Below are 22987 nucleotides of genomic sequence, written 5' to 3' on the forward strand. Positions count from 1 at the left end.
GCCAAAGGTCAAGCGAGAAATTGCAAAGTCCTTCGCTCTGCCGAAAACTGCCACAAGCTCAGTGGCTTGCGTCGTTACCGAACAACCAGTCCTATTTGCTCAAACGTAAGCGAATGCCATTGGGCCAAGGACGGGGCGGGCGCACTCTCGGCCGACGACGCGGTGACGCTCGACAGCTGGATCGAGCAGCGTCCGCCGCTGGCTCCTGAGCAGCTCCGATCATTGGCGCAGGATCGCGTGTCGCGCGTGGCGGCGGCACTGCTAGAGGAGCATGGCATCGAGGCGGGCCGCATAACCCGTGGCGAATCGCCCGCCGGCACGACAGAAGAGGATCCGGTCGTGCGGATTCAGCTCCACGCGGTTGAATGGTAGGACCGAACAGCAACCGCGGCAGTCACACTGGCAACGGTGATGGTGGGATCCGCGACGTTTGCGGAGGCGGGTGTGGTCGCAGGTGTCAACGCCCGGTGACGCGTACAATCAGGCGTTGTAGTTACGCCCAAGCCGTGTCGGACTACCTGGGGTCCGGGGGGGGGCGCGGCCAACCGCATGCGTGTCGAGGGGTTCTCGTCCCGTAGCCAGCAACGAAACCGACGACGGCCGTGCCCAAAAACCGGCGTGTCGAACTGCGTGTGGTCGAAAACTGATTCTGCTTGTCGCGGCGGAACCGAGGGACAGTTACCGCCAGCGGATAGAACGGCGCGGAGGTCGACGAGGGGGCAGACCTGCTTGGCGATTGGCGCTGCCCCAGGCGCCGCCGACCTGGTACCTCGTCCCGCTACCGACCGGGCGCTCATTCGCGAGTTTTCGGCGACATCGTGTGCCGGCGCAGCGGCGGCCATCGCCGTGTGGCAGCAGATCTAGCCGGTTCTTTTAGCCGCAGCCGTTGAGGGCGCGGGTGACCGCAGCCACGATTTCATCGACGGTGATCTCACCGTCGTGGCCGGTGTCGCCGAGCGGACAGTCGGCCACGGGCATGTAGCCGAGGGCAATGTTCACCATCAGCACCAGCTCGTCAACGGTGACTTCGCCGTCATTGCCGCAATCGCCCGGGCACTCGGTTGCGATCGGGGTGGTCGGGGTCGGCGTCGGACTCGGACTCGCAGTCGGTGGCGTGTCCGTCGGCGTCGGCGGTGGCGGTGCGCTGGCCGTAGCGGTCGAAGCGGGGGTGAACTCGACTGCGGTCTGTGTCGCCGTGGGCGTCATTGTCGCGCTGGCGGTGGGCGTACCGGTGGCCGTCGCTGTCGGCGCGAGAGTAGCCGTTGGTGTCGGTGACGCGGTTGGGGACGCTGAGGGCGTTGGCGTTCGTGTCACAGTGTGAGTTGGCGTCGTGGTCGAAGTGAAGGTGCCCGTCGCTGAAGCGGTAGCTGTTGCCGTGTAAGTGACGGTGTTGGTCGGCGTGCGGGTGGCGGTGGACGTGGCGCTGGCAGGAGGTGTTGCGGTCGAGGTGCTGGTTGGTGTGGGTGTGGCGGTGTGCCTCTCGGTGGCGGTGGCGGAAGCGGTCGGTGTTTGTGTGCGTGTCGCAGTGGTCGTAGCGGTTGGCGTTGCTGTCGGGGTCCTCGTCGGAGAGGCGGTCGCGGTTGGTGTACTGGTGGCGGTCAGTGTCGCGGTGACCGTGCTGGTCCGAGTCGGCGTGCGCGTCGGCGTCGTGGTCCCCGTCGGGGTGGCGGTGTAGGTGTTGGTGGGCGTCTCGCTCGGCGTTGCGGTCGCCGTGCGAGTAGCGGTGGCGGTCGGTGTCCGGGTAGCCGTTGCCGTGGCGGTAACAGTAGGTGTGGCGGTCAGCGTGGTTGTCGCGGTCGCGGTGGCTGTGCTCGTTGCGGTACTTGTGAGCGTCGGGGTCCTGGTCGGAGAAGCGGTCGCCGTAGCGGTCGGTGTACTGGTTGCGGTCACCGTCGCAGTAACGGTGGCGGTGTTGGTCGGGGTGCGGGTGGGCGAGCCAGTCCTGGTCGGCGAGGCGGTTCTGGTTGGGGTTTCGGTGCGGGTGTCGGTTGGCGTGCGGGTGGCGGTTCGAGTCGCGGTGGCGGTGGCGGTGTTGGTCGGTGTGCGCGTCGGCGTCGCCGTCGGGGTGTCGGTAATCGTGGGAGTAACCGTCGGGGTCCTGGTGGCCGTGTGAGTAGCGGTGGCGGTGGCGGTGTTGGTCGGTGTGCGCGTGGGCGTCACGGTTGCCGTAGCGGTTACGGTCGGGGTGAGGGTGGGGGTGGCTGTAGGCGTCACGGTGGCGGTTACGGTCGGGGTGTTGGTTGGAGTGCGGGTAGCGGTATCGGTCCGCGTTGCGGTTGGGGTTCTAGTGGGGGTTTCGGTACGAGTATCGGTCGGCGTGCCGGTGGGGGTTCGCGTTGCCGTCACCGTTGCTGTCGCCGTGGGCGTGCGGGTCGGAGTGGCGGTCGGAGTCACCGTCGGTGTCAAGGTCGGGGCGGGCACGACGGCGGACCAGAAACCGCCGCCGAGCACGAACTCCCCGCCGCTGTGGCGGCCGGCATCGGGTTGGCCGGTGGTACCGCCGAGGCGGTAGCTGCCGGCGCTGTGAAACGTGGCGCCGCCGCCGTCGACGGTATTGCGCTCGAGGTCGTAGCCGCCGCCGATCTGCGCCGCCGCGCCGTGCACCAGCAGCAGCAAGACGCCGATCACCCGACCCACGGTACCGTATCCGCGTCGCCTCATGGTCCTCGTCGCTCCCGAGCCCGCTACCTGCCTTGGTGTCGCCGGGGTTACCCTTACGGAGCGACAACTTCGGTGTTCTTCACCGCCTGTTCCACAGAGAGCGCAGCCGGCTGGCCGTGCTCGATCGGGGTTAGATAGCTCCCCTTCTCTTCGGCCGGCTTGTCTTCCTCGACCAGGATCGGGTGGGCCTTGGCATAGTCATCCTGGCGAATGCCGGTGACTTGCCACGAGACCTTCAGGCCCGGCGTACCGCCGGCGATGCGGAAGCGGTTGTCGTGGATTTCATCGGCGATATAGACCGGGGCAAAGCCGCCGATGCAGGTGAGTTGATAGCGAAAATCGCGGTTGAGGGCCTGGAAATACGCCGGCAGCTCCACCGTCGCCTCACCCGCGTCATCGAGGGCGATCGTGCCGTCGTAGACGTTCTTCATGTCGGGGCTCTCGACGAACGAGTGCGAGAGGTACTTGTTGGCGGGATCGAGCGGGTGATCGATCTTGAAGCTACCGGCATTCTTGCTCAGCGAGCCGGTGACGTGAACGTTGCCGCTGAACCAACCCGCGTAACCGCTCGTGCTCTGCCCAAAGACCCCCCAGGCATTGCTGCCGGTGTTGGCAACACCCTTGACCCCCGTGCCGTTGCTGCCTGTGGACTCTCCCGAAACACCGACCTTAATCGAACTCGAACCGACCGGTGTGCTGCCTGTTACTCCGGTCCCATTGGAGGCGTAGCCCTTCACCCCTAAGCCGCCGGAGCCGCCGGCATACCCGTTCACACCGTAGGCGTTATCACCGGTGGCGTGGCCCCAAACGGCCGAGCCGCCAGCCCGGTCCGACCAGCCCCCCACGCCGCTGCCGTTCGAACTATACCCGTACACCGCGGTACCATTGGTGCTGTTACCGTAGACACCGGTCCCGTTCGGGCTTTCGCCATGGATGCCATGGGCATTGATGCCGCTGTAGCCAAAACCCTTGACGCCGATTCCATCCGCTCCGAAGCTCTCTCCATACACTCCAATTTGACCGTCGCCGCCACTAGTGCCAGCCGCGCCAATGCCCACATAACTCACTCCCCACGCTCCGATACCGTTGTAGCTTTGGCCGTATACGCCGATTCCGCCCGAGGAGTTGCTGGTATCTTCGCCCCACACGCCGTAGAAGCCGGTACCGTTAACCCCGATACTGGCAGGCGCATCCCCACGCAGCCCCGCCGGGTACGGAGGCCCCGCGTCCCCGCTTGCGTAGGTGACCCCGTGCACACCGTACATTCCGGTGTAGCCCGCCTCCCCGTACACCCCGGTGCCATTGGTGCAGGTGCCCATCACGCCGGTCCCGTTCACGGAATCGCCCCAGGCACCGGTGCCATTCAAGCTCGTCCCGACCGTGCCGAAGCCGGTGTCGCTGTCACCCCAGACACCGTAGGCCGCGGTTCCGGAATGGGCGACGCCTTGGACGCCGATGCCGTTTGCGGCCGTGGACTCGCCCTGCACACCGATTCCGCTGGGGCCGCCGGCGCTGGTCGTCCCCTTCACAATGCCACCGGTCGCGCTACCGCTGAGCACCAGTGGCACGGCAACGTTGAGCGTCACATCGCCGCTGCTGCCGCCGCCGCTGAGGCCGGTGCCGGCGCTGACGCCGGTGATATCCCCCGCCGCCGAGGCGCAACTGACCGTACCGTTGGCGTTGATGGCGCTCATGGCAGCCCCGCCGACACAGGTGCCGGTGACCCGCTGCTGCACGCTGGTGTTGTCGATGTCGGCGGCACTAATGCTGCCGTTGGCGATCTTGGTCGAGTCGACGGAGTCGCCGGCCAGCTGGCTCGTACCGACCGCCCCGGGCGCAACCGAGTTGGCGAACAGGGCATACGGGGTGGCAGTGATCTGCTCGCGCGGGCTCAGCGTGGTGTAGCTGCCGCTGGGGCAGGCAACGGCGATCTCCAGCCAGCGATCGCTGCCTTCAAACGCCGCCGCGCCGAAATCCAATGGTACCGTGAACAGCCCATCGGTTACCGTTACGGAGGACAAGGTATTGGTCGAGCCGACTTGCGAGCCGCCGCTGGCGGCGGTGTACAAGCGGAAGCGAAAGTCGCAGGGGCCGTTGGCGAGCGCGCCGCTTTGTTGCAGCTGGCCTTGATAGGTAAAGGCCGTGCCGAGCGCGCCTGCCTGCCGGGCGCCGAGGCTGCCAAGCAACAGAACGAGCACCACCAACCATTGACGCCCAGCGGACCGGTCCCAGCGCATCTGCTCCCTACTCTTTGCTCGCATCGCGATCGCTCCTTCGAGAACTCCAGTTAGTCGGTGATACTACCCAGGCATGCAATGATGGCCCGGCCGGCGCCGGCAGGTAGGCGCAGTGGTAGCCGGTCTTGATCGTTGCGCCCAGATAATCGCCCAGGGCGGCGTCGTACCAGCGGATCTTCTCGATCACCGCCTTGATCCGTTTGCTGACCGCCACGCGCGCGCGTTCAACATCCGGCTTGGCGCTCTGCTCACCGCGGTCGGCCAACTCGCCGGCGGCCACCCGCTCGCCTGGCCGTTGCAGCAGCAAGGCAAGATATTGCAGCCCCTTACAATCCCGCAGGTGCAGTACCGCGCCTTGGTACTCGATCGTCCAGTACTCGCCGTCGCGGCGGAAGACGTGGCCAGGGGCAGATTCGGCTTCTTGCAGGGTCTGTGTCGTCATGGTCTTCTTGGTCTTCCGGGCGCGGGCTTAAGCAGACACACCCGCACACCTGCCCTATAGGGCGGGACAAATCGCGTCACGGCGGGACATTTGGCGTCCCAAATGCCGAATCTATGCAAGATGCCTGGTGGGAGCGTGGAACTGGCCGATCAGCGCTGGCAAGCCGGGCAGTAGAAGCTGCTGCGGCCGGTTTGTACCACGCGGCGGATCACGGCGCCGCATTTCCGGCAGGGCTGGCCGGCCCGATCGTAAGCACAAAAGCGCAGCTGGAAGGAGCCGGGGCGGCCATTGCCGTCGCGGTAATCGCTGATTGAGCTGCCGCCTGCCGCGATCGCCTCGGCGAGGACGGCACGGATTGCTTGCAGTAGCGGCGCCACCTCGGCTAGCCGCACCCGGTTGCCGCGCCGGGTGGGGCGAATACCGGCGCGAAAAAGCGCCTCGCTGGCGTAGATGTTGCCCACACCGGCAAGCACGGCCTGGTCGAGCAGCAGGTTCTTCAGGGCACGCCGACTGCGGTGTATCGAGGCGTAGAGCGCCGCGGTCGATAAGCCCGGATCCAAAGGGTCCGGCCCCAACCGCTGCAACTCCGGCAACTCGGCGACCGCCTCGGCGCGGGCGACCGCCAGCAGGCCAAAGCGGCGGGGGTCGTTCAGCACCAGCTCGATTCTGCCCGTAAGCCGCATGCACACGTGATCATGACACTGCGGTGCTTTCCCGGTCGCCCGCACCAACAGCGCGCCGCTCATGCCGAGATGCGCCAGCATGCAGTCGCCACGGCTGAGGTGAAACAGCAGATACTTGGCGCGGCGGCTGATCGCCTCAATGCGCTGCCCGACCACGCGGGCGGCGAAGTCCGGCGGGATCGGCCGCCGCAACCGCCGCTCGCGTACGACCGCCGCCTCGATGCGCCGCCCGACCAACCGCGGCAGCAGCGAGCGGCGGACGGTTTCGATTTCAGGAAGCTCGGGCATGGGAGAGGGACCTCACCCCGACTCCTTTTCGGACGGCCCGGCTCGCGCTCGCTCGGTCTTCTCGGCTGTGGCCCGGGCCTCGTTCGCGACCGCATCGGCCAAGCGCGCGAACTCGGCCAGCGACAATGTCTCCGGCCGGCGCTTGGGATCGATGGCGGCGGCCGCCAACACGCACCGCGGGTCGGGCGTGACCCCGCCGAGCGAGTTGACCAGTTGCTTACGCCTTTGCTGGAAGGCCGCGCGCACCACGCGTTTGAACAGGCGGGGATCGCGCGCAGACACCGGCGGGCTGGTGTACGGCTCCAGCACCACGACCTCCGACTCCACCTTGGGGCGCGGCACGAAGGCCGCCGGCTGCACCCGCAAACCCAGCCGCACCGCCGCACGAAACTGCACCAGCACCGATAGCCCGCTGTACTCCCGCTGCCCCGCTGCGGCGCGCATGCGCTCGGCCACTTCGCGCTGCAGCATCAGCACCAAGCGCTGAAAGCGATCGGCGTGCTCGAGCAGCTTGAACAGCACCGGCGTCGAGATGTTGTACGGGAGATTGGCAACAACCGTGATCGGCCCGGCGCCGAGCGCTTCCAGGTCCGTCTTCAAGAAGTCCTGTTCAATCACCACCACGTGCGATGCCGCGGCAAAGCGCTGGCGCAACTGCTCGGCGAAGTCATGATCAATCTCGACCAGGTACAGGAGAGCAGCGCGACTGGCCAGTTCGCCCGAGAGCGCACCCAGCCCGGGACCGATTTCCAGTACCGTCTCGGTGCCGCCGAGCCGTGCCAACTCGACGATGCGGCGGATGACGCCCGGGTCGGCCAAGAGGTGCTGCGCCAAGCGTTTGCGCGGCCGGCGCTCGAGTGCTGCCAGCTCGCGCCGCACGGCCCCTCGGGGCGCACCCGGCAAATGGGCCGCGCGCACCATTACAGCTCCAAGTCCGCGGCGGCGTTGAGCGTCCACTCATCGCGCTGGCCGAGTTCGAGGCGACAACCGCCGGCGTAGGCGATCATCGCGGCGTTGTCGGTGCAGTAGCGCAAGGGTGGCAGATGGGCCGCCAGGCCGAACTCGGCGCCGGCGGCGAGCACGCGCTGGCGCAGGCGCGAGTTGGCGGCCACGCCACCGGCGACTACCAAGCGCGTGGCGCCCACTTGCCGCGCCGCTGCCAGCGTGGTTTCGACCAGCATATCGACCACGGCTTCTTGAAAAGATGCCGCCACCGCAGCCGCCGCTGCGCCGCTCGGTTGCTGCTCGCGGACGTATTGCCAGACGGCGGTCTTGAGGCCGCTGAAGCTGAAATCGAAGCTGCGCGGGCTGCGTCCGGGCTTCAGGCGTGCCCGCGGAAAGCGGATCGCCTCGCGTTGCCCGCTGCGCGCCAGCTCGTCGATCACGCGCCCGCCCGGGTAGCCCAAGCCGAGAATCTTGGCAACCTTGTCGAAAGCCTCACCGGCGGCATCGTCTCGGGTCATCCCGAGACACTGATAGCGCCCCAGCGCAGTGGCCCAATACAGGCTGGTGTGCCCCCCCGAGACCAGCAGCACGAGATAAGGAAACGGCACCTCGTCGTCGAGCTGAGGCGAGAGCAGGTGCCCTTCGAGATGGTTCACGCCCACCAGCGGCAGGCGGCGGCTGAAGGCGATCGCCTTGGCCACGCTCAGGCCGACCAGCAAGGAGCCGATCAAGCCCGGCCCGGTGGTGACGGCGATGCCCTCGACATCACCGAGCGTGACACCGGCCTGATCCAGGGCTCGATCGATGACCGGAATGACGGCGCGGATATGCGAGCGCGAGGCCAGCTCCGGCACTATGCCGCCGTACTTGTGATGCACCGCGTCCTGCGAGGCCACCACGCTGGCGCGCACCGTCCGGCCCGCCAGCACCGCGGCGGCGGTGTCATCGCACGAGCTTTCGATGCCGAGGACAATCATCACGGCTAACGCGGGCTTCAAGGCGCGTCGGCGTTGCCGCCGAGCCGCGCCAGGCCGGTCTGGGCCGCGAGGTTGCGCGGATCAGCGGCCAGCGCCCGCTGGTAAGCGGCACGCGCGTCGGGGTAGCGGCCGACTTCCTCGAATACGGCACCCTGCAAACTGTAGGCGCGAGCCGTCCACGCCTGATCGGCGCGCGCGTTGAGCAGAGCGGCCTTGTCGGCAAAGGCGATTGCTTGGTCATAGCCACGTTTGAGGTAGTGCAAGCGCGCCAGGAAGTAGTAACCGTAGGCATTGGCCGGATCAACGGCGAGGGCGCGCTCGAGCCGATCCAAGGCAAGCTCGTAGGCCTGGTGCTCGATCAGCGTGCGCCCTTCCTCGGCCAGCCGCAGCGCGGCCGCGACATTGGGCCGCGTCGAGCCGTCGATCAGGGTGAGCAAAGACGGCGGCTCGCCCTCAGCCGCGGGAGTCAGCTCGGGCTCCACCTCGGCCGCGCTGGGCGTTTCGGCCGCCGTCGCCGTCGGCGTCGGGCTCGGCGGCGCCGCCATTGTCGGTGTGGCAGACGGCACTGTGGAGAGCGGCGTCGGGACAGGACGCTCCAGCCGCGGCGGCGCCAGGCAGCCGGCGCACAGCAGCAGCGCCGCGCTTAGCCCTAACGTTGAGCGGTCATTCCGCATAGTCAGGCGGGTGCGCGGCCGGGGCTTCGCTTGGCGGGGCGGCGGGGCTGTGCAAATGACATGGCGCGGTCGGTTCGTAGCCTTTCGCAAACGCTTCTTCAATCACCTCGGGGCAAGCGGGGGTGGCTAGTTCGCCGCTGTACTCGTCAATGGCCACCACGCTCACGCCCGGCGGCGGCAGGAAGGGGGTTTCGGGGCGGCCGGCGGTGGCGCGCTTCATGAACTCAGTCCAGATGGGCAAGGCGGCCTCACCGCCAGCGAGACCCACCGCCTTGTTTTGATCGAAGCCGACCCAAACGACGGCCAACAAGTCCGGGGTGAAGCCGGCGAACCAGGCGTCGTGGTAATCATTGGTGGTACCGGTCTTGCCGGCGGCGGCGCGCTTGAAGCCGAGGCGGCGCGCCGACTTGGCGGTGCCGCGATCGAGAACACCCTCCATGATGTGCGTGAGCAGATACACCGGCGCCGGATCGGCGACGCGTTCGATCGCAATCGGGTTGCGCTCGATCGGGCCGCCGCTGTGATCAAGCACGCGCTTGATCGACAGCGGCGCGGCTTTGAGGCCCTGGTTGGCCAGCACCGAGTACGCTTGCGCCACCTCGAACGGGCTGACCTCCGCCGCCCCCAGAGCCAGAGACGGTACGGCCGGCAACGGGCTGGTGATGCCCAGCCGCTGCGCCGCCTCACGCACCGCCGCAATGCCCAGGTCGCGCGCCAGCTGCGAGGTGGCAGCATTGAGCGAGAACTCGAGCGCGTGACGCACGCTCACCGCACCGAAGTACCGGCCCTTGTAGTTGGCCGGGGACCACACCTGGTTGTCGAACGCCCATTCGAAAGGTTCGTCCTGGAGCAGCGAGTTCGGTTGAATTGCCGCACCGCCGTTTTGGGTGTGCTCGAAGGCGGCGAGGTAGACGAAGGGTTTGAAAACCGAGCCCGGCTGTCGCAACGCTTGCACCGCGCGGTTGAACTGCGTGGAGCGATAATCCCGCCCGCCCATCATGGCCTTGATCTCGCCCGTCTGCGGCTGGACCGCGATCAGTGCGCCTTGCAACGATTGACTGGGTTTGTCGCTACGCAGCCGCTTGTAACGCTTCTCCAAGTCCTCGAGCCCGCGCCGCAAGGCCTCTTCGGCAGCGCGTTGTAGCTGCATGTCGAGGGTGGTGAAGATGCTGAGCCCTTCGGTGGTGAGCACCGCGGGCGGGTAGGTGCGCGCCAGCTCTTGGCGCAGGACGTCGACGAAGTACGGGGCATCGTTGCCGATCGGTTTCGGCGCCGCCAGCTGCAACGGCTCGGCGGCGGCTTCGGCGTACTGCTCAGCAGTGATGTTGCCCAACTTGAGCATCAGCGAGAGCCCGTAGTTGCGCCGCTTGCGGGCGCGCTCGGGGTCGCGAAACGGCGAGTAACGATTCGGTGCCTTGATTACCGCCGCCAGCAGCGCCATCTCGGCGAGCGAAAGCTCCGGCAGCGGCTTGCCGAAATAGAACTGGGCGCCCTCCGACACGCCGAAGACACCTTGAGTGCCGCGCTGCCCGAGGTAGATCTCATTGAGATAGTTTTCCAGGATCTCGCGTTTGGAGAAGCGCCGTTCGGTCACCAACGCCATCGCCGCCTCGGTCAGCTTGCGTTTGAGGCTGCGCTCCTCAGAGAGGAAGAAGTTCTTCATCAGCTGCTGCGTCAGTGTGCTGCCGCCCTGCACGGTCCTACCCGTGCGCAGGTTCACCCACAAAGCGCGGGCGATGCCCATGGGATCAATGCCGTGATGCTCGTAAAAGCGCTGGTCTTCGATCGCCATGATCGCTTGCACTAGTGCCGGCGGCACCTCATCCAAGCTGACAAGATGGCGCTCTTCCCAGATGTTCTGATACAGCCCGGTGATCAGCTCCGGCTCTAGTTCGATGACCGACAACTCCTCCCGGCTCGGGAGCTGCTCGATGCGGGTGACGGTGGAGCCGGCAACCGCCAGATGGACAAGCGCACCCGGGCGCGGCCCACTGGGCAGTTGCGCGTCGTGGAGGTAGATGTCGACCTCGTTACGGCGAACGGCGAACTCGCCTTTGGTTGAGACGGCGGCGTTGACCGGGCGGTAGTCGAGCCGGCGCAGCCGGTCCTCGAAGCCGATGCCTTGGAGGTCGACGCCCGGGTAGATCAGGCACGAATCGGAGTAGATCTTCGAGGGGAAGTCCCAACGCTTGCCGGCAAACTTCTCGGTCACCACACCATCGAGGTAGCGCACGTAGGGCACCGCCAGGATGGTTCCTGTGGCGCTCACGGCCAGAAGCAGGAGCAAGGCTCCCAACACGAGGCGTCGCAGCATAGCGGCGGTAGGCCGGGGCCCGCTGATCATTCGCGGGCCCCGGCTTGTCCGGACAACTTACTTCGCCGGCTTGACGGCGAGAAAGATGGTGTTGTCACCCCGGCGGACGAGGAACAGTACGCTCTTGCCTTTGCCGGTCGATTCCAGGCCCTTGCGATAAGAGGCCAAGTCCTTAACCGGCTTTTGATTGATCTCGACGATGACGTCGCCGCGGCGCAGGCCGGCATCGTCGGCGGGGCTGCCAGGTTCCACGCCGGAGACCACCACCCCTTTGGCATCTTCGCCGAGGCCGAGATTTTCGGCGATCTCGGGGGTCAACGGCTGCACCGCGAGGCCCAACTCCGGGCTCTCCTTGCTCGCCGCCGCTACTTCTTCTTCCCTCAGCTCGCCGACCTTCACCGACACGGTCTCGCTCTTCTTGCCGCGCATCAACTTGACCGTGACCGCACGCCCGATCGGTGTGCGGGCCACCAGCAAGGGCAGTTCGTTGGAGTCCTTCACCGGATGTCCATCAAATTCAATGATGACATCGCCGACCTTGATGCCGGCGGCGGCGGCGGGGCCATCCTTCATGACATCGGCGACCAAGGCGCCGCGCGACTCCTCCAACTCCATCGACTCGGCGATCTCGGGCGTGACTTTTTGGATCAGCACGCCGAGCCAGCCGCGCGTGACTTTGCCCTTCTCCTGGAGTTCGGGCAGCAAGTCCTTGGCGATGTTGATCGGGGTGGCAAACCCGATGCCGATATTACCGCCCGAGCGGCTGAAGATCGCGGTATTGATCCCGACCACCTCGCCCTTGAGGTTGATCAGCGGGCCGCCGGAGTTGCCGGGATTGATGGCCGCGTCGGTTTGAATGAAGTTGTCGTAGCTTCCTTGGCCGATGAAGCGTCCCTTGGCGCTGACGATACCGGCAGTGACGCTGTGTTCGAGGCCAAAGGGGTTGCCGATTGCCATGACCCATTCGCCCACGCGCAACTCGTCGGAGTCACCCAGGGTGGCGGGGGTCAGCTCGGGACCGTCTTCGATTCTGATCACCGCGATATCGGTCTTGGCGTCGCGGCCGACGACCTTGGCCTTGTACTCCTTGTCGTTGGAGAGCTTTACCACGATGTCATCGGCGTTTTCGATGACGTGGTTGTTGGTCAGGATTACGCCATCACGGTTGATGATAAAACCGGACCCGAGGCTCCTTTGCTTGAAGGGCTGCCGCGGCATCGGGCCGAAGAAGCGCTCGAACGGTTCCCAGAACTCGTGGAAGGGGTCTTCGCCTGGCGGGCCGCCGGGGCCACCGGGCCCGTGCGGACTACGGCCCAATTGGCGCGGTTCAGGTGCCGACGTCGTCGACACGTTCACCACCGATGGGCTGAGCCGTTCCGCCAGCCGGGCGAAGTCGGGCAAGCCCGCGATCGCCGCCGCGGCCGACGGCGCGCCGCTGCTTGGAGCCGACTCGGCTTTGGGAGTTTCCTCGGTCTTCTCGCCCCAGAAACTAATTGCTCCGACGCGGTGATCGGCGATGGCAAGCAATGCGCCACCAGTGCCGATAGCGATAGCGAAGCGCTTGATGCGGCTTCCCGTTCGAGAAGTCCGCGCATGCGAACTCATGCAGCCTCCTTGTTCTGATTGAAATCGAGTGCGCATCCGCCCTACGCCGGCGGCCGCCGCGCGGTTTCGACGTAGCGCATGCGCAAGTCGTAAAGAATATTGTCCAGCAAGCCTTGCTCGGTAGAATCGAGGTTACCTTTGGTTTTTTCACGGAGCATGCCGAGGATGTCGATCATCTGACGGGCCGCCACCAGATCGCTCGCCACCACCTTGCTGATGGGATCCGGAACCAAACCCAGATACGCCAGCGCCTGGGTGCTCAGGCTGAGAATGAAAGTGGAGAAGTTCAGCTCCACATCACCGGCCGCCAGCGGCGGCGGAACACTGGCGGCCGCGGTATCTGGGGGCGACGCGGGTTCGGCCTCTGGCTGTGGCGAGTCCGCGGACTCGTCGCGGGTCTCGCCGGCTTCGGTGAAGCGGCGCCGGTCGTGCACCCTGAAACCGCGTTGGTCCTCTTTGTCGTCTGTTCCCATTGCTGCTCCAGGTTGAGGCGCCCGTTGCCCCGGTGCGGGAACGGGCGATTCGACTCATGGAGGGAGATTCCCTGCCCCGGCTATACCACCATTGCCCGCAGGCGTTCGATGCGCTCTTCAATCGGCGGGTGGGTACTGAACAGGCGGCCGAACGAGGCGCCGCTGAGCGGGCTCACAATGAAGAGGTGCGCGGTCTGCGGGCTGGCATCGATCGGCATGCGTTGGGAGACCATGTGGAGCTTTTCGAGGGCGGAGGCCAAACCCAGCGGGTTGTGTGACAAGCGCGCCGCCGTGGCGTCGGCCTGGAACTCGCGCGAGCGCGAGATGGCGAGTTGGATCAACGTCGCCGCGATCGGCGCCAGCAGCGTCATCGCCAGCAGCCCCGCGAAGCCCCCGTTCTCCTCCCGGTCATCCCGCTGTAAGCCACCGAACATGGCGGCCCATTGCAGCGTTCGCGCCACCATCATCACCACACCGGCCATGGTGGCTGCGATCGATCCGATCAAGATGTCCCGGTTCTTCACGTGCGCCAGCTCGTGGGCGAGCACCCCCTCCAGCTCCGCGGAGGTGAGCAGGCGCAAGACTCCCTCGGTTACCGCCACCGCCGCGTGCTCCGGATTGCGGCCGGTGGCAAACGCGTTCGGGGCGTCTGAAGCGATCACAAACAGGCGGGGCATCGGCAGGCTGGCCGCCCCACACAGGTTGCTCACCAGGCGGTAGAGCTCCGGGGCCTGGTTCATGTCCACCGGCCGGGCGCGGTACATGGCCAGCACGATCTTGTCGGAGAACCAGTAACTGGCGAAATTCATCGTTGCGGCAAGCACGAAGGCCACCACCAACCCCTGGCTACCGCCGAGGTATTGGCCAATGCCCATGAGCAGCCCGGTCATGAGGCCGAGCAGCAGGGTCGTCTTGATGGTGTTGGACATGCGCGCTCCTTCTGCGCTCCTTGGACGCTGGACAGCGGCTTTTATTTGACCATCGGGGGTGACTTGGCGCAGAGTAAAAGCGGCTCGAAACGTAATATGCACCCCCCACCTTGTCAAGGCAGGGTTTGCGGGGTGCCGGTGCCGTGTCCGCTACAAACCGATAGCGATTGAGAACCATCATGGCCATTCTGGCCCGTGCACTGCGCGCTACTACCGACGCCGGTCTGCGCGACCGCTTCTCCTGGGCGGTTCGGGTTCGCTGGCTGGTCATCGGCGGCTTCCTAGTGCTGGCGGCGGTGGCGCACTGGGGGGGCCTGTCGGTCTCGCTCGGTCCCTGCCTGATCGCCGCGCTCGTCGGTAGTGCGATCAACGCGGCCAACCACTGGTGTGTGACTCGTTGGCGCGCGGTGCTTCCGGTCACCGCACTGGCGCTGGGTGTGGATCTGCTGCTGATCACTTACGTTACGCTCAACACCGGCGGCGTGCGCAGCCCGTTTGTCATCATGTACGTGGTCCAGGTGTTGGCGACCGCGATGTTGGTGGACACGGCCGTGGCCGCAGTCACGGCCGTGGCGGCGGCCGCGCTTTTTGGCGCCGCGATGGGCGCCGAGGCCATCGGGCTGTACGCCGGCGGCAGCCCGATCGAGGACTCGTTGGTGTACCGCGCGACTTGGTCGGCTTTTCTCCTGTACGCGCTTGCCTTGCTGGTGTATCTCGGCGGTTACGTCTCGCAGCGGCTGAGCGCCAGCGAGCGCGACCTAGCCGAAAAGAACCGCAAGCTGGAAGAGACGCTGGCGGCCCACCGCGCCGCCAACCGCGAGCTGGCAGCCGCTTACGAGCGCCTCAAACAAACCGAGGCACACCTGATTCAATCCGAAAAGATGCACGCGCTAGGACAACTGGTTGCAGGTGTAGCGCACGAACTCAACAACCCGATCAGTTTTGTTTCGGCCAACATCGAACACCTGCGCGGCTATATCGAGCAACTGACTCAGCTGCTCAAGGCATACGACGGGGCGGAGCTAGCGGCCACTGAGCGGGCGGGCATCGAGCAACTCAAACGCACGATCCGGCTGCCGGACGTGCTCGCCGACCTGCCCAGCTTGCTGCGCGACTGCGAGGAGGGCGCGCAGCGTACCAAGCGCATCGTCACCGAGCTGCGCACCTTCTCGCGGAGCGAGGAAACCGACCGCTGGCGCCGCGTTGACATCCACCACTGCATCGAGAGCACGCTCGGGCTGCTGAACTACCGGCTGAAGGACCGCGTCACGCTGCACCGCGACTACGCCACGCTGCCGGAAGTCGAGTGCATCCCAGGCCAAATCAACCAAGTGCTGATGAACCTGCTGGCCAACGCGGTCGATGCCATCGGCCGCAGCGGCAACATCTGGATCAGCAGCCGCTTGAGCAACGGCGACAGCCGCGGCGTTGAGGTGGCCATTCGCGATGATGGGGTGGGCATTCCCGCCGACCTGCACCGCCGCATTTTCGATCCCTTCTTCACCACCAAAGAGGTCGGCAAGGGCACCGGCTTGGGGCTGAGTGTTTCCTACAGCATCGTCGAGCGGCACGGCGGCAAGCTCAGCGTCGAATCGCTTCCCGGTCACGGCAGCACCTTCACGCTGGCGCTGCCGATCGACCAGCCCCAACCGGAGTGAGCTATAGCTCGCACCGGATGTCGAGCGCGTCGCGCAGCCCATCACCGAGCAGATTCAACGCCAACACCGTCGTCACCAACGCCAGCCCGGGAAAGATCGCCAGGTGCGGCGCCAGCAGGACGAAGCTGCGCCCTTCGTTGATCATCGTGCCCCACGAAGGCACCGGCGGTTGCACACTCAGGCCAAGAAAACTCAACCCCGCCTCGGCGGCAACCGCTCCCGCCATGCCGAAGGCTGCCTGCACCACCACCAGCGGCAGCACCTGCGGCGCCAGGTGTCGGCTGATGATGCGCGCCGGCGCCCCTCCCAATACCCGCGCCGCGGTGACGAACTCCCGCTCGCGCAGCGACAGGATTTCGGCTCGCACCAGCCGCGCGTAACCGGTCCAGCTGACCGCAACCAGCGCCAAGACGACGTGGTAGATGCTCGGCCCCAACACCGCCGATAGCGCGATAGTCAGGAGCAATCCCGGGAACGCCAGCAGCACATCGACCAGGCGCATGAACAGGTCATCGACCCAGCCGCCGCGATAGCCGGCGGCGGCGCCGAGGGCCAGTCCGATGACCGCCGAGCCCAGCACCGCCAGTAGGCCGACCGCTAGTGAGGGACGCGCCCCGTACACCACCCGGGTGAGCACATCGCGTCCCAACTTGTCCTGTCCAAACGGGTGATCGGTAGTGGGCGGGCGCAACCCTTCATCAAGCCGCTGCGTCGTCGGGCTGTCGGGCGCCAGCCCGGGGGCGAAGACCGCCACTACCACCAACGCCAGCACCAGCAGTGAGCCCGCGACCAGCCGCCGATTCCCCCAACGCCGGTTCATGGCGCCGACTCCGTTGGCAGTCGAATGCGCGGATCACTCCAGGCGTAGAGCAAATCGATCACTAGGTTGAGGCCCACGTACGTCAAGGCGACGGCCAATACACAGCCCTGAACCAGCGGGTAGTCGCGGGTTTGAATCGCCAGCAGCGTCAGCCGCCCAATGCCGGGCCAGCCGAAAATGGTCTCGGTAATGATGGCGCCGCTGAGCAAGGCACCGGCTTGTAGCCCGAGCACCGTAATGACCGGCGACAGGGCGGTGGGCAACGCGTGCCGCAATAACACCCGTACCGCACCGGCTCCTTTCGACCGCGCGGTGCGCACGTAGTCTTCGCTCAGGCGCTCGAGCAGGACGGCGCGCAGCAGGCGCGTCAGCAGCGCCGCCATCCCCAGCCCCAGCGTCACGGCCGGCAAGACCAGATGTGCAAACCCGCCGCGGCCGGAGACCGGTAGCCATCCCAGCCAGAGCGCGAACACCAGCATCAACATCGGCCCCAGCCACAAACTCGGGATCGTTGTCCCGACCAATGCAATAACCGCGCCGGCGCGGTCGATCAGCGAGCGCGGCCAGGCCGCGGCGGCAGCACCCAGCGGCAGCGCAATCAACAGGGCAATCACCAACGCCGCCGCGGCGAGCTCCACGGTTGCGCTATAGCGCGCCACAATCATCCGCCGCACCGGGCGCCCGCTGTGCAACGAGCGGCCGAGGCTGCCGATCGCCAACCGGCGCAGATAGCGTGCGTACTGCACCGGCAGCGGCCGGTGCAAACCGAGTTGGCGGCGCAACACCTCCTTGTCGGCCGCTAGCGCGGTCTCGCCCAGCATGGCGTCGACCGGATCGCCGGGAATCAGATGAATCAGCAGGAACACGACCGTGACCACGCCCAGCACCGTGGGAATCATCAGTCCGAGGCGCCATATCAGGTATCGGATCATTCGCCCGCCTCCTGAGCGCCGGCCGGTTCGTCGATCCAGGCGTCACGCAGCGACTGGAAACTGGCATCTGCGCGCAACTCGAACCCGCGCAGCCGGCGGCTCACGGCGGCCACGTTGGTGGTCCACCACAGCGGGATCACCGGCAAGAGCTCGGCCACACGCCGTTGCGTTTCGGCATAGAGACGCTGGCGCTCCTCCATTACCAACGTGTGCCGCGCCCGCGCGGTCAGCACGTCAACGGTCTCGTCGGCGAAAAATCCTCGGTTGTTGCTCGCGGGCGGTACTTGCGAGGAGTGACAAGTGAGAAAATAGATGTCGGGGTCTGCCACTCCCACCCACGCCAGCGAGTAAAGGTGGAAATCACCACGCTTGATGTCGGCGTAGAACGTGCCCCACTCGTAGGTCCGAATGTCGAGCGCGACGCCCACGCGGGCGAGCTGCTCCTGCATGACCTCCGCGATCCGTTTGCGAACATCGACCGTGGTGGTCTTGTACGAGAGCCGGAAACGCGGCAATCGGCCAGCCCCGTCCGGGTCCGGGTAGCCGGCCTCGTCGAGCAGTTCGGCTGCGCGCTTGGGGTTGTACGCATACGAGGCGACGTTGCCGTTGTAGGCCCAGTGCCCGGGCGCGAGCAGGCCGGTTGCCGGTGTGGCAAAGCCCCGCAGCACGGCGCGCACCAGCGCCTCGCGATCGAGCGCATGCGCTAGCGCACGCCGCACCCGCACGTCCGCCAGCCGCGGATCACGCAGGTTCATGCCGAGATATTGGAAGGTAGTTCCCGGGCGGGTGAGGATCTGCACCTGCGGCAACTGCCGCAGCCATGCCACCGCGTCAGGCTCGATCGCGTTTTGCAGGAGATCCAACTCGCCACGTTTGAACTCCAGCAAGCGCACCAAGCTGTCGGGCACAACTTTGAAAACGATGCCGGCCAAGCGCGCCGGTGGTGCGGCGTAGCCGGCAAAGCGTCGCAACACCACCCGTTCGTCGGGCGCGAATTCATCCAACCGAAACGGGCCGGAGCCGACCGGTATGGCGAGGGGTGCAGCCGGCGACGCCGCGACCGCGGGCGCAGGCAGGATGCCCAGCGTCGTAGCATCGAGAAACGAGGCGAAGGGCTCGCTCAGATGAAAGCGCACAGTGAGAGTGTCGGGCGCTGCAATCTCTCGAATCGCCGCCAGCGACTCCCGCTTGGGCGAGCGCGAGATCGGGGCCCGCACCGCATCAAACGTGGCTTTGACATCGGCGGCGGTCACCGGGGAGCCGTCGTGGAAGCGAAAACCATCGCGCAGGTGGAACTCGAAAGTAAGCGGATCGGGATTCGTCCAGTCGCCCGCGAGATGAGCGAAGTACCGTCCCTGTTCGTCAGTGCGCGTCAGCCCATCGAACAGGAGATCGCCGATCTGGCTGCCGAGCGCATCGGTGGCGTAACGCGGGTCCAGGGTCACCGGCCCGTTTTCTATGGCCACGACCGCGTACCCGGGGCGCGGCGGGTCATCGGCCGTAGTGCATCCCGGAATCAGGGCTAGGCAAAAGCCTGCCGATGCCAACACAATAATTGACAGTCCCGAAAAGGCTCTGCTAGCGTGAGTCATAAAGACGCGAGCGGGCGCGCGGGGGCGGGGCCGCATAACCAATCGCGGCGGCGGAGGACAACGGTGAGTGCACGGGCGTATCGGATCACAGCTGGCTTGGTGATCACGCTCGTGATCGCTGCCGCAACCCCGGCCCCGTCCACCGAGCCACCCGCGACCGAGCCTAATCACAGCCAGACGGCGCTGCCCGCCCCGGCCCAGCTGCGACCGCAGGTCGAGTTCTGGAAGAGCATCTTCGCCACCTACGGCAAGCATCAGGTCGTGGTGCACGACGCACTCTACCTAGACCGGGTGTACACGGTGTTGGATTTCGGCCCGCTGGCACAGGCCGGGGCCAGCGACGCCGAGAGCGAGTTGCTCCGGCGGCGCGGTGCCGAAAACGAAATCGCCAAGGTACGTGCGATTCTCACGCGACTGCATCAGCTCGGTCCGAATCCGCAAGAGCTCTCCACCGAGGAGCGGAAAATATGGGCGCTGTTTCGGCAAGTCAAGGAACGCGATCGCTTCCTAAAGGCCGCGGCGCCCGAGCGCGTGCGTACCCAGACCGGGTTGCGCGAGCGCTTCGCCCGCGGCCTGGAGGTGGGGGCGCGCTACTGGCCGGAGATTGAGCGCATCTTCCGCGAGGAAGGCGTGCCCCGCGAGCTGACTCGGCTGCCACTGGTGGAGTCGTGCTTCGACGTTCGGGCCTATTCGAAGGCGGGTGCAGCCGGGGTGTGGCAGTTCATGCCCACCACGGGCCGGCGCTTCATGCGCATCGACGACGCGGTCGACGAACGGCGCGACCCGGTTATCGCCGCGCGCGCAGCCGCGCGTTACCTGCGCGCCGACTTCGAGGCCCTGGGCTCCTGGCCGCTGGCAATCACGGCATACAACCACGGCCGCGCCGGCATCGCGCGTGCCGTGAGAACGGTGAATTCGCCGGACATCGCGGATGTCGTCCGTAAGTACCACGGGCCGGCCTTCAAGTTCGCCTCGCGTAATTTCTACGCTGAGTTCCTAGCCGCCCTGGAGGTGGAACGTAACGCTGCCGGGTACTTCGGCGATCTCAACTACGAGCCGCCGCTGGCCGTTGCCTCAGTTCGAGTGCCCGACTACGTCAAGCTGCACACGCTGGCCGGTTGCGCCGGCGGCTCAGTTGCGACGCTCGCCGACCTCAACCCCGCGCTCAGCCGCGAGGTGGTTGAGGGTAAGCTCAGCGTGCCCCGCGGCTACATGCTGCGGATCCCGGCCGGGAGCCAGGCGCGGTTCGAACAGCAATACGCCGCGCTCCCGCCCCAGTTGAAATCAGCCGGGCAGGCCAAGACATACGTCGTGCACCGGGTACAGCGCGGCCAGACCTTGCTGGCGATTGCGCGGCAGTATGGCACCACGGTTGCGGCTATCCAGAAGCGCAACAAGTTAGGCCGCAGCGCTGTCATTCGCGCCGGTCAAGCGCTGCAAATCCCGCGCGGTTGAGCGGCGTGTTGCCGCCGCCGATTGCGCTTAGTGGAATTGCGGCCGCGGCCGATACTCCTCGTCGTGATTTCCGGCCAACTCCGCGACCATCGCCCTCAACACGTCGCTCTCGGTCAGAATGCCAACCAGCTGACCGCGATCGACCACCGGCAGCGCGTGGATCTGATACTGCAGCATGGCGCGCGCGGCATCTATGATCGGGGTCTCCGGTGAGGTCACCCGCGGCTGTAACGTCATAATGCCGCCGACCTGAATGTGGTCCAGCAACTCGTCTTCGTTGTCTTCATCGAGCGGCGCCACCAGCGACGGTGAGCGGCGCCAAATGTCGCCGGCGGTGATGATGCCAACCAAGCGCTCTCCGTCGAGCACCGGCAGCCGGCGCACGTGCCCATCACGCATCAACATGCGGGCCTTGCGCACACTGTCATCCGGGCTGATCGCCAACGGATGCCGGCTCATCTGCTCGCGCACCAACATGGCCCTAGGCGGAGCATCTTCCGTGCCACGGGGCGGTGGGCTACCCGCCCCGGGCGATCGGGCATCCGGGGGCGGCAGCGGCGCCCAAACGTTAATCGTCTGCGATTAGCCTTCTTATTTTCGGAAGCGCGGCGGCGAGCGGCGCTCACTGTTGGAGGCCGATGTCGAGCTCCTCGAGTTTGCGATAGAGCGACGAGAGGCTGAGGCCCAAGACCTCGGCGGCTTTTTTCTTGTCCCAGTTGAGCTTGCGCAAGGTGGTCTGGATGTGAGTGCGCTCGTACACCTTGACGGCGTCCTTCAGGTTGTCGGCGGCGTAGGGGATCATTTCTTCGTCGGTGCCCAAGACGCGTGGCAGGTCGCTCACGGTGATCCAGTCGCCACCGCCGAGGATCATCGCCCGTTCGAGTACGTTGTCGAGCTCGCGGATGTTGCCTTTCCAGTGCAGCGCCATCAACGTCTTCATCGCCGCGTTGTCGACGCCCTTGTAATTTTTCTTGAGTTCCTGGTTGTGCTTGCGGATCAGGTACTCCACCAGCAATGGGATATCTTCGCGCCGATCCCGCAAAGGGGGTACGTGGATTCCGACGACGTTTAGGCGGTAATAGAGGTCTTCGCGAAAGCGGCCCCCCTCCACTTCGCTCTTCAGCTCCTTGTTGGTGGAGGCGATGATACGAATGTCAATGCGAACCGGCGTCCCGCTGCCGAGCGGCAGGACTTCCTTCTCTTCGATCGCCCGCAGCAGTTTGACTTGCAGGCCGAAGGGCAGATCACCGATCTCGTCCAAGAAGATCGTGCCGCCGCGGGCGCGCAGGAACAAGCCCTCTTGATTGCTCACCGCACCGGTAAAGGCGCCACGCAGGTGCCCGAACAGTTGACTCTCGAGTAAGCTTTCGGGGATTGCCCCGCAGTTCACCGGCAGGAACACCTTGTCGCGGCGGTCGCTGTGTCCGTGGATTGCGCGCGCCACCACCTCCTTGCCCACTCCACTCTCGCCGGTGATCAACACGGTGCTCTTGGTCGGCGCGACCTTGCGGATGAGGTCGACGATCTCGCGCATCGTGCCGCTCCGGCCGACGAGGTTCTGGTAATCGAACTGGCTCTCGACCGCGCGCCGCAGCATCTGCACCTCCCAGGCGAGGTGCTTGTACTCGAGCAGCCGTTTGACCTTGCCGAGCACGTCGGCGAAGATCAGCGGCTTCATGATGTAGTCCTGGGCGCCCTGCCGGAGCGCCTCGACGGCGGTCTCGATCGAGGCGTAGGCGGTAATCAGCACCACCAAGCTTTGGGGCGCGATCTCGCGGGTCCGGCACAGCACATCGATGCCGCTGGCCCCCGGCATCCGCAAATCCGCGATGATGAGATCGAATTCGGCTTCTCCGATCGCCTTGAGCGCGGCTTCGCCGTCTTGCGCTTCTACTACGGTGTAGCCTTCGTCGCGCAAGACCGCCCCGAGGCTCTCTCGGATCGCCGCCTCATCGTCTGCTACCAGTATCGTTCCGGGCACGTCGCCACTCCACCGCTTGGTGCGACATCATTCCCGGGTTGCCGCAGCCGAGTCAAGGCGATTGACGCAGCGCGGAGTCACCGGGCGTGCGACAAATCTGTGGGTAACGTGCAGCCGACCGGGCAAATCCTCACCAGTCTGACAGTACTGTGTACTGTCAGGCCGAGGCCCATGGCCGAAAGGGACGCAATTTGTCATCTTCCAGGCGCGGCGCCGCTTCTTCAGCTGCTTCTCCCGCACGATTGCGGTCTGTGCGCAGCCGTGCGCTTCGTAGTAGACCAGCTTGTCAACGCCGTACTTGGCCGAAAAACCCTCCACTAC

19 protein-coding genes are annotated in these 22987 nt (G+C 66.0%); 3 read left to right on the forward strand and 16 right to left on the reverse strand.

Going from position 1 to position 22987, the window contains the following annotated elements; genetic code table 11:
* Positions 1-162 precede the first annotated feature (162 nt).
* Positions 163-372 carry a hypothetical protein gene (locus HY699_23760; GenBank protein ID MBI4518822.1) on the forward strand — a complete coding sequence of 70 codons (210 nt, stop codon included), beginning with the start codon at positions 163-165 and terminating at the stop codon, positions 370-372.
* 501 nt (positions 373-873) lie between these two features.
* Here HY699_23760 and HY699_23765 read toward each other — a convergent pair.
* The 11 genes from HY699_23765 to htpX form a co-directional block, all read right to left on the reverse strand.
* A complete protein-coding gene (locus HY699_23765) occupies positions 874-2661 on the reverse strand; it encodes a hypothetical protein (protein MBI4518823.1) in 1788 nt (595 codons plus the stop codon).
* A 53-nt stretch (positions 2662-2714) separates the two neighbouring features.
* Entirely contained in the window at positions 2715-4922 is a 2208-nt protein-coding gene (locus HY699_23770; protein MBI4518824.1) for a hypothetical protein, read from the reverse strand.
* A complete protein-coding gene (locus HY699_23775; protein MBI4518825.1) occupies positions 4906-5340 on the reverse strand; it encodes a hypothetical protein in 435 nt (144 codons plus the stop codon). Before HY699_23775 ends, HY699_23770 begins: the two co-directional genes overlap by 17 nt.
* Before the next feature lie 149 nt (positions 5341-5489).
* Positions 5490-6311 carry a bifunctional DNA-formamidopyrimidine glycosylase/DNA-(apurinic or apyrimidinic site) lyase gene (gene mutM / locus HY699_23780; GenBank protein MBI4518826.1) on the reverse strand — a complete coding sequence of 274 codons (822 nt, stop codon included), beginning with the start codon at positions 6309-6311 and terminating at the stop codon, positions 5490-5492.
* A gap of 12 nt (positions 6312-6323) precedes the next feature.
* Positions 6324-7232 (reverse strand): ribosomal RNA small subunit methyltransferase A, encoded by a 909-nt coding sequence (gene rsmA / locus HY699_23785; GenBank protein MBI4518827.1) that lies wholly within the window; start codon positions 7230-7232, stop codon positions 6324-6326.
* Positions 7232-8233 (reverse strand): tRNA (adenosine(37)-N6)-threonylcarbamoyltransferase complex transferase subunit TsaD, encoded by a 1002-nt coding sequence (tsaD, locus tag HY699_23790; protein ID MBI4518828.1) that lies wholly within the window; start codon positions 8231-8233, stop codon positions 7232-7234. Before tsaD ends, rsmA begins: the two co-directional genes overlap by 1 nt.
* Before the next feature lie 17 nt (positions 8234-8250).
* Positions 8251-8907, reverse strand: a complete 657-nt coding sequence (locus HY699_23795) for a tetratricopeptide repeat protein (protein ID MBI4518829.1) — start codon at positions 8905-8907, stop codon at positions 8251-8253.
* Positions 8897-11176 carry a PBP1A family penicillin-binding protein gene (locus HY699_23800; protein MBI4518830.1) on the reverse strand — a complete coding sequence of 760 codons (2280 nt, stop codon included), beginning with the start codon at positions 11174-11176 and terminating at the stop codon, positions 8897-8899. The genes HY699_23795 and HY699_23800 overlap by 11 nt, the downstream gene beginning before the upstream one ends.
* 102 nt (positions 11177-11278) lie before the next feature.
* On the reverse strand, positions 11279-12826 hold the full coding sequence (locus HY699_23805; GenBank protein ID MBI4518831.1) for a DegQ family serine endoprotease: 1548 nt from the start codon (positions 12824-12826) through the stop codon (positions 11279-11281).
* Positions 12827-12867: 41 nt separating this feature from the next.
* Positions 12868-13299 carry a DUF1844 domain-containing protein gene (locus HY699_23810; GenBank protein MBI4518832.1) on the reverse strand — a complete coding sequence of 144 codons (432 nt, stop codon included), beginning with the start codon at positions 13297-13299 and terminating at the stop codon, positions 12868-12870.
* An 80-nt stretch (positions 13300-13379) separates the two neighbouring features.
* Complete coding sequence (gene htpX, locus HY699_23815; GenBank protein MBI4518833.1) at positions 13380-14228, reverse strand: zinc metalloprotease HtpX; 849 nt, start codon at positions 14226-14228, stop codon at positions 13380-13382.
* A gap of 179 nt (positions 14229-14407) precedes the next feature.
* Here htpX and HY699_23820 point away from each other — a divergent pair, with 179 nt between their 5' ends.
* Positions 14408-15886 carry a hypothetical protein gene (locus HY699_23820; GenBank protein MBI4518834.1) on the forward strand — a complete coding sequence of 493 codons (1479 nt, stop codon included), beginning with the start codon at positions 14408-14410 and terminating at the stop codon, positions 15884-15886.
* A gap of 1 nt (position 15887) precedes the next feature.
* Here the strand turns inward: HY699_23820 and HY699_23825 are convergent, their stop codons facing one another.
* Genes HY699_23825 through HY699_23835 form a run of 3 tightly spaced genes read right to left on the reverse strand, consistent with a single transcriptional unit; the run spans position 15888 to position 19083 of the window.
* Positions 15888-16706, reverse strand: a complete 819-nt coding sequence (locus tag HY699_23825; protein ID MBI4518835.1) for an ABC transporter permease — start codon at positions 16704-16706, stop codon at positions 15888-15890.
* Positions 16703-17638 carry an ABC transporter permease gene (locus HY699_23830; protein MBI4518836.1) on the reverse strand — a complete coding sequence of 312 codons (936 nt, stop codon included), beginning with the start codon at positions 17636-17638 and terminating at the stop codon, positions 16703-16705. Before HY699_23830 ends, HY699_23825 begins: the two co-directional genes overlap by 4 nt.
* Entirely contained in the window at positions 17635-19083 is a 1449-nt protein-coding gene (locus HY699_23835) for an ABC transporter substrate-binding protein (protein ID MBI4518837.1), read from the reverse strand. The genes HY699_23830 and HY699_23835 overlap by 4 nt, the downstream gene beginning before the upstream one ends.
* Before the next feature lie 210 nt (positions 19084-19293).
* Between HY699_23835 and HY699_23840 the strand changes: the two genes are divergently transcribed.
* Positions 19294-20685 carry a transglycosylase SLT domain-containing protein gene (locus tag HY699_23840; protein ID MBI4518838.1) on the forward strand — a complete coding sequence of 464 codons (1392 nt, stop codon included), beginning with the start codon at positions 19294-19296 and terminating at the stop codon, positions 20683-20685.
* Between the two features lie 27 nt (positions 20686-20712).
* Here HY699_23840 and HY699_23845 read toward each other — a convergent pair whose 3' ends face one another.
* A complete protein-coding gene (locus HY699_23845; GenBank protein ID MBI4518839.1) occupies positions 20713-21144 on the reverse strand; it encodes a CBS domain-containing protein in 432 nt (143 codons plus the stop codon).
* A gap of 163 nt (positions 21145-21307) precedes the next feature.
* Positions 21308-22666 carry a sigma-54-dependent Fis family transcriptional regulator gene (locus HY699_23850; protein ID MBI4518840.1) on the reverse strand — a complete coding sequence of 453 codons (1359 nt, stop codon included), beginning with the start codon at positions 22664-22666 and terminating at the stop codon, positions 21308-21310.
* Between the last annotated feature and the right edge of the window lie 321 nt (positions 22667-22987).

Source organism: Deltaproteobacteria bacterium, from assembly GCA_016210005.1.
Classification (GTDB): domain Bacteria; phylum Desulfobacterota; class Binatia; order HRBIN30; family JACQVA1; genus JACQVA1.

What these genes read in the sequence shown, in the direction of transcription:
- HY699_23765 (MBI4518823.1), bottom strand. Translation starts at nt 2,661, where the DNA reads ATGAGGCGACGCGGATACGGTACCGTGGGTCGGGTGATCGGCGTCTTG.
- HY699_23770 (MBI4518824.1), bottom strand. Translation starts at nt 4,922, where the DNA reads ATGCGAGCAAAGAGTAGGGAGCAGATGCGCTGGGACCGGTCCGCTGGG.
- HY699_23775 (MBI4518825.1), bottom strand. Translation starts at nt 5,340, where the DNA reads ATGACGACACAGACCCTGCAAGAAGCCGAATCTGCCCCTGGCCACGTC.
- mutM (MBI4518826.1), bottom strand. Translation starts at nt 6,311, where the DNA reads ATGCCCGAGCTTCCTGAAATCGAAACCGTCCGCCGCTCGCTGCTGCCG.
- rsmA (MBI4518827.1), bottom strand. Translation starts at nt 7,232, where the DNA reads ATGGTGCGCGCGGCCCATTTGCCGGGTGCGCCCCGAGGGGCCGTGCGG.
- tsaD (MBI4518828.1), bottom strand. Translation starts at nt 8,233, where the DNA reads ATGATTGTCCTCGGCATCGAAAGCTCGTGCGATGACACCGCCGCCGCG.
- HY699_23795 (MBI4518829.1), bottom strand. Translation starts at nt 8,907, where the DNA reads ATGCGGAATGACCGCTCAACGTTAGGGCTAAGCGCGGCGCTGCTGCTG.
- HY699_23805 (MBI4518831.1), bottom strand. Translation starts at nt 12,826, where the DNA reads ATGAGTTCGCATGCGCGGACTTCTCGAACGGGAAGCCGCATCAAGCGC.
- HY699_23810 (MBI4518832.1), bottom strand. Translation starts at nt 13,299, where the DNA reads ATGGGAACAGACGACAAAGAGGACCAACGCGGTTTCAGGGTGCACGAC.
- htpX (MBI4518833.1), bottom strand. Translation starts at nt 14,228, where the DNA reads ATGTCCAACACCATCAAGACGACCCTGCTGCTCGGCCTCATGACCGGG.
- HY699_23820 (MBI4518834.1), top strand. Translation starts at nt 14,408, where the DNA reads ATGGCCATTCTGGCCCGTGCACTGCGCGCTACTACCGACGCCGGTCTG.
- HY699_23825 (MBI4518835.1), bottom strand. Translation starts at nt 16,706, where the DNA reads ATGAACCGGCGTTGGGGGAATCGGCGGCTGGTCGCGGGCTCACTGCTG.
- HY699_23830 (MBI4518836.1), bottom strand. Translation starts at nt 17,638, where the DNA reads ATGATCCGATACCTGATATGGCGCCTCGGACTGATGATTCCCACGGTG.
- HY699_23845 (MBI4518839.1), bottom strand. Translation starts at nt 21,144, where the DNA reads ATGAGCCGGCATCCGTTGGCGATCAGCCCGGATGACAGTGTGCGCAAG.